Origin of the sequence: Providencia sp. PROV033, assembly GCF_028484855.1 — a bacterium.
GTDB classification, from domain to species: Bacteria; Pseudomonadota; Gammaproteobacteria; order Enterobacterales; family Enterobacteriaceae; genus Providencia; species Providencia alcalifaciens.
Window position 1 is genome coordinate 38856 of sequence record NZ_JAMPSW010000022.1, and the last position, 8794, is coordinate 47649.

Below are 8794 nucleotides of genomic sequence, written 5' to 3' on the forward strand. Positions count from 1 at the left end.
TGATGAGTGCAATAACAGCATTTGAGGTGATCCCTTGTCACCGACAGTTACATAAGTTTGGGGGAAGTAGTTTAGCTGATGTGAAATGTTATCAGCGTGTTGCTACCATTATGGCGAACTATAGCCAACCCGGCGATTTAATGGTTGTTTCTGCGGCAGGGAGTACCACAAACCAGCTGATTAGTTGGCTAAAATTGAGTCAGAGTGACCGCATTTCGGCTCATCAAGTGCAGCAAACACTGCGCCGTTATCAACAAGATTTGATCACCGGTTTATTACCGGAAGCGCAGGCAGACGAATTAAATTCACTTTTTATCGCAGATTTAGAGCGACTCAGCAGTTTATTGGACAAACCCATCAATGATGCCACTTATGCTGAAGTCGTCGGACACGGTGAAATTTGGTCTGCACGGCTCATGTCCGCTGTACTAGAACAGTTTGATATGGCAAGCGCTTGGTTGGATGCACGCGCATTTCTACGTGCAGAAAGAGCGGCTCAGCCTCAAGTGGATGAAATTCAGTCTCGCCAGCTGTTACAGCAACTACTCGTGCAATATCCGCAACGCCGTCTTGTGGTAACAGGCTTTATTTCCCGTAACCAAAAAGGTGAAACTGTCCTTTTAGGTCGTAATGGTAGCGACTATTCCGCAACCCAAGTTGGGGCATTAGCGGATGTGGATAAAGTGACGATTTGGAGTGATGTCGCAGGGGTATACAGCGCCGACCCTCGTAAGGTCAAGGATGCGTGTTTGCTCCCACTTTTACGTTTAGATGAAGCGAGTGAATTGGCTCGCCTTGCTGCACTTGTATTGCACACGCGTACTTTACAGCCCGTTTCGGTCAGTAATATTGATTTGCAGCTGCGCTGTAGCTACCAGCCAGAACAAGGCTCGACTAAAATTGAGCGTGTATTAGCATCGGGTACAGGCGCAAAAATTGTCACTAGTCACAATGATGTTTGCTTAATTGAGTTGCGTATTGCAGCAGGCCGCGACTTTAATCAGATTTGCAAAGATGTGGATTTATTATTAAAGCGCGTACAGCTTCGCCCACTGGCGCGGGGCATCCACCACGATCGTGCAATTTTGCAGCTTTGCTACACCTCAGAAGTGGTGGAAAGCGCATTGAATGTGTTGGAAGAAGCTGCGCTACCGGGGTCGCTTTCATTACGTGAAGGTTTTTCTCTGGTCGCTCTGGTCGGTGCTGGCGTGTGTAAAAAACCACTGCACAGCCACCGTTTCTATGAAGAACTCAAAGGACAGCCGGTTGAGTTTATCTGGCACTCAGAAGATGGCATTAGCTTAGTTGCGGTACTGCGTACTAATCAAACTGAACATATTATTCAAGGAATGCACCAAAGCTTATTCCGCGCCGAAAAGCGTATTGGCTTAGTGTTGTTTGGGAAAGGCAATATCGGAGCTCGTTGGCTAGAGCTGTTTTCAGTCGAGCAGCAAAATATTTCAGCACGCAGTGATTTTGATTTTGTGCTGGCGGGAGTTGTCGATAGCCGCCGTAGCTTACTGAATTACCAAGGTATTGATCCAAGTCGTGCGTTAGCCTTCTTTGATGATGAAGCGGTGGAGCATCAGGACGATAATCTGTTTTTATGGATGCGAGCACACCCATACGATGACTTGATTGTGTTGGATGTGACGGCCAGTGGTGAATTGGCTAATAGTTATGTGGATTTTGCCAGTTACGGTTTCCATGTGATCAGTGCAAATAAGATAGCGGGTGCGGCACCCACTCAGCAGTATCGTGACATTCGTGATGCATTCGCCAAAACAGGGCGCCACTGGCTGTACAATGCAACTGTTGGTGCTGGCTTACCGATCAACTACGCCGTGCGTGATCTCAAAGAAAGCGGTGATGCCATTTTGGCGATCAGCGGGATCTTCTCTGGGACATTATCATGGTTATTCTTACAATTTGATGGCTCGGTGCCATTCAGTGAATTAGTGGAGCAAGCGTGGCAACAAGGATTAACGGAGCCAGATCCTCGCATTGATTTGTCTGGGCAAGATGTTATGCGCAAGCTGATTATTTTAGCGCGAGAAGCGGGCTATGACATTGAACCTGATGAGGTTCGTGTGGAATCTTTAGTGCCAGCGCAAGCCGAAACGGGTTCACTGGATGAATTCTTCGAAAACAGTGCGGTGATTAACGAGCAGATGCAGCAGCGCTTAGAAGCAGCACGTGAATTGGGACTGGTTCTGCGTTACGTGGCGCGTTTTGATGCGGTAAAAGGCAAAGCGAAAGTGGGGGTTGAGGCGGTTAAACCTGAGCATCCTCTTGCGTCTTTATTGCCGGGCGACAACGTATTTGCGATAGAAAGCCGTTGGTACCGTGATAACCCATTAGTCATTCGTGGTCCGGGGGCTGGACGAGATGTGACTGCCGGTGCAATTCAGTCAGACCTGAATCGACTTTCTCAGCTTTTATAAACGGCATTACCCGTTATTATCCAAGGCGCACGGGGTAGATTGACTCGTGCGCTAACGCTGTTTCTCAAATTTTCTCATTCCTATTTTATTCTTAAGTAAGATTCATGACTTAAAAGTGCTGAATCGACGATAGATTGCGCTGAAACAATACTTAAATAAGAAAAATTAATAAAAATAGAGCTGTAATTAAATTTCATAAAAATCACCCAAAGCACTTTTTTTCTGATATGAATATAGGGTACAGGGTGAAATTCGCGGTCTGCATCACAAAACATAATTCTAGCCGACTGAAATTTTATTACAGGAAATCCAGCGCAGTTTGTTAACCGTTCACCAGAAGCGGGGTGGCATCCTGCCAACAGCACAAGATCAGGAGTCCCATGAATCAGCAATATTCCGCAATGCGCAGTAATGTCAGTATGTTGGGTAAGCTACTCGGTGATACCATCAAAGACGCTCTTGGTGAAGATATCCTCGACAAGGTTGAGTCCATTCGTAAGCTATCCAAATCCTCCCGTGCAGGTAATGAAGTTCAGCGCCAAAAATTATTAATGACCTTGCAAACACTCACTAACGATGAGCTACTTCCTGTTGCGAGGGCATTTAACCAATTCTTAAACTTAACCAACGTGGCAGAGCAGTACCACAGTATTTCTCCTCATGGCGAAGCGGCCAGCAATCCTGTTGCCCTGCAAAAGCTATTTGGGCGCTTGAAAGAGCACGATTTTAGCCACGAAGATATTCAAAAAGCGGTTGAAGAGCTTTCTATCGAATTAGTTCTCACCGCTCACCCAACAGAAATTGCGCGCCGCACTTTAATTCATAAATTGGTTGAGGTGAACACCTGTTTATCCCAGCTCGATCATGATGATTTAGCCGACTACGAGCGTAACAATATCATGCGCCGTTTACGTCAGCTGGTGGCACAATCTTGGCATACTGATGAAATCCGTAAAATTCGTCCAACACCCATTGATGAAGCGAAATGGGGTTTTGCCGTGGTTGAAAATTCCTTATGGGAAGGTGTTCCTGCATTTTTACGGGAATTCAACGAACAGCTCGAAGAATCGATTGGCGCACAATTACCTGTTGAAGCAAACCCCATTCGCTTTACCTCATGGATGGGCGGTGACCGTGATGGTAACCCGAACGTCACCGCTGAAGTGACCCGCCATGTTTTATTATTAAGTCGTTGGAAAGCCGCTGATTTATTCTTAAAAGATATTCAAGTGCTGGTGTCTGAGCTTTCCATGACGGAAGCAACGCCTGAGTTGCGTGCGCTGGCGGGCGGTGATGAGGTGGATGAACCTTATCGTCAAATAGCCAAAAATTTGCGTAGTCAGTTATTCTCTACATTGGAATATTTGGAACGCCGCGTGAAGGGCGAGCAAGTCCTGCCTCCCGCAGATTTACTGACGGATAATGCCCAATTATGGGATCCGCTATACGCTTGCTACCAATCTTTGGTGGCCTGCAACATGAGCATTATTGCTAATGGCTCATTGTTAGATACTTTACGTCGTATCCGCAGTTTTGGTCTGCAATTAGTGCGTATCGATGTGCGCCAAGAGAGCACTCGTCATACCGATGCGTTGTCTGAGCTGACTGAATATTTAGGGCTGGGTAATTATGGCGATTGGTCTGAACAAGAGAAACAAGATTTCTTACTGACCGAGCTGCAATCGCGTCGTCCATTGATCCCACAAAACTGGCAACCAACGCCAGAAACGCAAGAAGTATTCGAAACGTGTCGCGTCATTGCCAAAGCGAAGAATGATTCCATTGCCGCTTACGTGATCTCAATGGCAAAAGTACCATCCGATGTTTTAGCCGTGAAATTGCTGCTAAAAGAAGCTGGCGCCTCAATCAAATTGCCAGTTGCACCCCTATTTGAAACGCTGGAAGATTTAAATAACGCGGAAAGTGTGATGACCAAGCTGCTCAGTATTGAGTGGTATCGAGATCTGATTGACGATCGCCAAATGGTGATGATTGGTTATTCAGACTCCGCGAAAGATGCCGGGGTGATGGCGGCATCATGGGCGCAATACCGTGCGCAAGATGCGTTGATTAAACTGTGTGACAAAGAAGGTGTGAAACTGACACTGTTCCACGGTCGCGGCGGCACCATTGGTCGAGGCGGTGCACCTGCACATTCTGCGTTGCTTTCTCAACCTCCGGGAAGCCTAAAAGGTGGATTGCGTGTGACGGAACAGGGCGAGATGATTCGCTTTAAGTTTGGTTTACCGCAAGTAACCATTAGCAGCTTGGCGATGTATGCAAGTGCAATCCTCGAAGCTAACCTACTGCCACCACCGGAACCTAAAGAAGCGTGGAAATCGGTGATGAATTCCCTGTCGGATGTCTCCTGCGCGATGTATCGTGATTATGTCCGCGAACAACCCGACTTTGTTTCTTATTTCCGAGCCGCAACGCCTGAATTGGAATTAGGTAAATTACCATTAGGTTCTCGACCTGCAAAACGCCGTCCTACAGGTGGGGTAGAAACGCTGCGTGCGATCCCTTGGATTTTTGCTTGGACGCAAAACCGTCTAATGTTACCTGCATGGTTAGGTGCTGGGGCAGCACTGAAACATGTTATTGAAAAAGAAGGCAAGCAAGCCGTTCTTGATGAAATGTGGCAAGAGTGGACATTCTTCAAAACGCGTATTGCGATGTTAGAAATGGTGTATGCGAAAGCGGATTTATGGCTGGCGGAATACTATGACCATTGCCTCGTGGAAAAACGCTTATGGCCGTTAGGGCAAAAACTACGTGACCAGTTATCGGAAGATATTAAGAGCGTATTGGCGGTGTCTAAAGACGAAGCCCTTATGGCAGATTTACCGTGGATCGCTGAATCCATCGCACTGCGTAACGTCTATACCGACCCACTTAACGTACTTCAAGCAGAATTACTTCAGCGTTCTCGTCAGCAAGAGCATCCAGACCCTCGTGTGGAACAAGCGTTGATGGTGACGATTGCTGGTGTTGCAGCGGGTATGCGTAATACAGGTTAGCAATTAATTACTGTCAGTAAAAAGGCTGCCAATTGGCAGCCTTTTTAGTTTATGGTCGAGGGTTATTTTTTGTTCTTATCATTATGAATTAAATGATAAGGAGAACGCGCCCGTGGATGGATAAAGAAATGGTTTGCGGGGGCATTGTGGGTTTTGATGTGCACCATGGAAACGTTAGTGGATTTTCCGGCTTTATTATGGAAAGCATAAATCACAAAAGGTAGCAGGAAGATTATCACAAAACTCACGGCTAGCAGTGTGACGTAAGTAGTGTCATCTGCGCCACCCGGTAATGAGCTTGGTGGGAAGAACGACACAACGAAAGCCAAAATTGAAATGACCAATCCAACAACGGCGATTAACAATTTAAGACCATTACCGCCCGGAATGTTGAATGCCCGTTTTTTATCAGATTGTTTGCAGACTAAATGCATATAACCCAAGAACAGCATAAAGTAGCTACACAGATAAATAACCACAGTTAACGCTAAGGCGATAAGGAAGGACATGTTTCCGCCGCCACCTGTATTGGTTAGCACAATAATGGCAACCGTGGTGATCAGCAATTGTGAAATAACTAATGTGACGGGCACGCCATTTTTATTCACTTTCGCAAAGCTTTTCGGCAGAATGCCTTTCTGGGCAGCCACATACATCCCACGGGAAGGTCCCACAATCCAAGATGCAATTTCTGCTAATACACCCAGTAACAGTAAAGCGGCAATAATTCGTACTGCCCAATCTAGGGTTGAATTAAAGTGGCTAACGAGCACTTCAAAGGTTTGTACCACACCAGCAGACAGGTTGATTTCACTGTTTGGGATCACCGCAGCAACAGATAACCCACCAATTGAACTGAGGCAAATTGCTGCAATCATCAGTAAAAACATTGCTGCTGGGTAATCTCGCCCAGGATTCTTCATCTCATTAACGTGAGTTGCAGAAGCTTCGACTCCCATGTAACTCAGGATAAACGCCACAAAGACGACTAAGGTGCCGATTTGTGTGAAATCAGGAATAAACGTTTTTGTGCTCATCTCGATAGCTAAAGGTGCACCGCTCGCGAGATAGCTGATTGCTAATCCAACGAGAATTAGAGCGGGTAATAAAATCCCAGCAAAGAAACCGACTTTTGCGATGCTGGCTGTATATTTTGTACCACCAAATTGGGTAAAAGCGAGTACCCATAAAATCACCAGTGCGCCGATAGTTTTGGTGATGGGGTCGGTGTTTAATTCAGGCCAATTTAAAATATAGGATAGTGCCCCGAGCACAAAGTACAGCATCGGAATGAACCCTATCGCAATTTGTAGATAGCCAAATGAAATAGCTGCAAATCCCCAACGTTCTCCCAATGTGTTGGAAACCCACGCGAAAATACCGCCTTCCTCCCAGCCTTCAACAGTTGCCATTTCGGCAGCGCAGAGGGCAACAGGAATAAACCACAGTAATCCCCCCAAGAGTAAAAAGAAGACTAAACTGAAACCCGATGTGGCGAATGTCGGATATTCATAGACTGCCATCACCATGGAAGCGGTGATCGCAAAAAAACCTAACAAGGTGAGTTGTTTTGCGGCCGGAGCTGCTGTTGACGTCGCCATGCTCATTCTCCTGTCATATGTTTCTGAAATCAGTCGGCGCACGAATGGATACGCCGACTGGATAAACGACTAAGGATTAGCTGTGATTGAATCCACCGCTTTCTTCTTCAGAAAGTGGTGTACTGACTGGGTGTTTCTCGAAATATTCGAGAGTACGCTTGAAGTCTTCAATGAGTAATGAGGCAAGGTCTAGGCTAACACCATGACGGACGAGAATACGTTGGATAACCAGATCTTCGCGGTTTGCAGGCATTGAGTAGGCAGGAACTTGCCAACCGCGACTACGTAATTTGTCAGCAATATCGTATAAAGAGTAGTTACTGTTTTTTACGCCATCTTTTAATTTCCATGCAAGTGCAGGGATACCTTTGGCACTATCGCCATCAAAAATCATCTCAAATGGACCCAGTTTTTCAATTTCACGGGCGAGATATTGAGCGGTGGCATAACACGCATTATGAATTTTTGCGTAGCCTTCGCGACCAAGGCGTAGGAAATTGTAGTATTGAGCAATAATTTGCCCACCAGGACGAGAGAAGTTCAAGGCGAAAGTTGGCATGTTACCGCCAAGATAGTTCACATTGAAAATAAGCTCTTCAGGGAGATCTTTCGCTTCACGCCAAACAACCCATCCAGCACCTAATGGCGCTAAACCGAATTTGTGCCCAGAGGAGTTGATGGATTTGACGCGTGGTAAACGGAAATCCCATTCCAATGTCGGCGCGCAGAAAGGTGCGAGGAAACCACCACTTGCCCCATCCACGTGAATAGGAATATCTAAGCCCGTCTCTTTTTGCAGTTTATCCAGTGCATCATGTACGGCTTTGACGGGTTCATATTGGCAAGTGAAGGTCACACCTAATGTTGGAACAACACCGATAGTGTTTTCATCGACACGTTTGATGACCTCTTCAGGGCTCATAATCAGGCGGTCGCCTTCCAGTGGGATCTCACGCAGTTCGACATCAAAATAACGCGCAAATTTATGCCAGCAGATTTGTACTGGACCACAAATTAAATTGGGTTTATCGGTCGGTTTTCCTTTGGCGGCTTGTTTTTTACGCCATTGCCATTTTAACGCTAAACCGCCCAACATTGCCGCTTCAGAAGAACCAATGGTTGAACAACCTAATGTATTGAGTGCATCAGGGGAGTGCCATAAATCGGCTAGCATATGCACACAACGATTTTCAATTTCGGCAGTTTGTGGATATTCATCTTTATCAATCATGTTTTTGTCGATAGAGAGATCCATCAAACTGCGAATTTCATCATCAACCCATGTTTGGCAAAATGTCGCTAAGTTTTGTCGGGAATTACCATCTAGCATTAACTCATCACGCACCGCACTAAAGACATTTCGTGGGTCGCTTTCTTTGGTTGGGAATTTCGATTTTGGTAATGATTGGGATAAATCAAGTGATGCATATATATCATCTAATTCACTATATTTTGAAGATACTGATTTATTATTCATACAACGAATCTCCTCAATAATTGAGACAGTATTACTAGGAAGGATCAGTGAACTTATATTTTCATATAAGCATAAAAATAAATTAGAATAAAGTCATTTAAGGAAAAGTCTTATTTCAATCGTGGTTATTTTGATGGTTTGTTTTCATAGTAAATATAATTTAAATTTGAAGTTAATCCAAAGTAACAATTTTACAACGCTGTTAATTTGAAATTTCACTAAGTCATTTAATGTGAAAAAGTGAGCTGTATC

Annotated in this window: 4 protein-coding genes; 2 read left to right on the top strand and 2 right to left on the bottom strand. The window is 45.3% G+C overall.

The genetic code is table 11. The features are described from left to right. The first annotated feature begins 2 nt into the window (after positions 1-2). Complete coding sequence (locus PSF16_RS06025; RefSeq protein ID WP_272688964.1) at positions 3-2444, top strand: bifunctional aspartate kinase/homoserine dehydrogenase II; 2442 nt, start codon at positions 3-5, stop codon at positions 2442-2444. 380 nt (positions 2445-2824) lie between these two features. Then, a complete protein-coding gene (gene ppc / locus PSF16_RS06030) occupies positions 2825-5464 on the top strand; it encodes a phosphoenolpyruvate carboxylase (RefSeq protein WP_272688965.1) in 2640 nt (879 codons plus the stop codon). Positions 5465-5526: 62 nt separating this feature from the next. Here ppc and gadC read toward each other — a convergent pair whose 3' ends face one another. Both gadC and PSF16_RS06040 read right to left on the bottom strand, forming a co-directional pair. Beyond that, positions 5527-7065, bottom strand: coding sequence for a glutamate:gamma-aminobutyrate antiporter (gadC, locus tag PSF16_RS06035; RefSeq protein ID WP_006663179.1), 1539 nt, complete (start codon positions 7063-7065; stop codon positions 5527-5529). Positions 7066-7141: 76 nt separating this feature from the next. Then, complete coding sequence (locus tag PSF16_RS06040; RefSeq protein WP_272688966.1) at positions 7142-8542, bottom strand: glutamate decarboxylase; 1401 nt, start codon at positions 8540-8542, stop codon at positions 7142-7144. Positions 8543-8794: the final 252 nt, after the last annotated feature.